This window comes from Winogradskyella pacifica, assembly GCF_013403915.1.
Taxonomy (GTDB): Bacteria; Bacteroidota; Bacteroidia; order Flavobacteriales; family Flavobacteriaceae; genus Winogradskyella; species Winogradskyella pacifica.
Genome location: NZ_JABFDI010000051.1, coordinates 1 through 1,216, shown reverse-complemented (window position 1 = coordinate 1,216; position 1,216 = coordinate 1). Strand labels below are relative to the sequence as shown.

The window sequence follows — 1,216 nt, the reverse complement described above, 5'->3', positions numbered from 1 at the left end:
GTCGAGGACGTCGACGACCGGCAACCCGAGCTGGGTCGGTGCCCGCCACAATAGTGCCGCCCCGGTCCCCGCCGCCAAGTCCCACGCATGGAAGGAATAGAAGTTGCGGTCCGCGGTCAACAACTCGTCGCGCCGCAACCGCAGATACAACCGGTTGGCCAGGGATTTCTCGCCCACCGCCCAGGCGTCGACCTCGGCGGCCACGAACACGTGGGTTGCGCACTCGGCCAACGCGACCACCCGCGCCTTCGGGAACGCCGACCGGTTCTCCCCGGACCCGGCGTAGCCGAACTCGGCGGCATTGGCGTCGGTGTCGGGCACATCGACCTCGAACCCGTCGATCGCGAGCAGCCGCCAACCCCGCAGCCACGCACCCTGGGTGGACCTGGTCGCCACCGGTTGCGCGACCCCTTCGAACACCTCGGACATGATGTTGCGGCCCAACCGTTTCCGCGCTTGGGTGATCCCGCTGGCCGTGGGCACAGTCCACGCGGCGTCCCAACACCCCCACCGCGACAACGACCCGGTGACCTTCGTGGCGACTTCTTCGTAGTCGTCGTCGGTGAACAGGCACAACCCCATCATCAGATACGCCGTCACATGCGGGGGCAGCTTGCCGCCCTTGCGTTTGGCCACCACCCCGCACTCGGCCACCGCCGAATCGATGACATCACGGGGAACCGCGTTGACCAACACACCCAACGACACCATGTCCGGCGTCACCACAACATCATTCACGCTGGCATGGTCTCGAGATCTGAACCAAAACTCGAGCCGCCACGCCGAGCACAGACACCTCACCCACCATCGGCCGGACTTCGCGGTCGGCCACCACGCCGAACCACCCCCCAAAATCGCAGGTCAAGCCCCAATCAGCCACAAGCTACGTGGCATTGCACCTGAAATGCTGGCCGACATCGCCGGCAAACCACTGCACGCCCGCCGTGAACGCACCTGCCCCCGCGCCGTCAAACGCGCCCGCCACAACGGCTACCGCGTCAAGAAACGCCACGAACCCGCCAGCACCCGCCACACCGGGCCTCCCACCATCAACCTCCACCGACTCAGCAAAACCGCAGATCAGGCGGCCTAACGGAACAAGCTACGTGGCATTGGGGTCGGGGCACACAGCGCTGTCGTGTGGAAGCGGTTGTAGGTAAGCCCACCGCCCTGCAGCCGTTCGGCGGTCGGTGTCGCCACGGGCCCGCCGAAGGCG

The 1,216-nt window shown here is 66.6% G+C and carries 2 protein-coding genes; one reads left to right on the top strand and one right to left on the bottom strand.

What is annotated here, in order from left to right:
* On the bottom strand, positions 1 to 738 hold a 738-nt coding region (locus HM984_RS18010), incomplete at its 3' end, for an IS4 family transposase (protein ID WP_218845074.1).
* Here HM984_RS18010 and HM984_RS18005 point away from each other — a divergent pair.
* Positions 710 to 1,093: a hypothetical protein gene (locus HM984_RS18005; RefSeq protein ID WP_179350105.1), complete on the top strand. Its 384-nt coding sequence runs from the start codon at positions 710 to 712 to the stop codon at positions 1,091 to 1,093. The genes HM984_RS18010 and HM984_RS18005 overlap by 29 nt on opposite strands.
* The last annotated feature ends 123 nt before the right edge of the window (positions 1,094 to 1,216 follow it).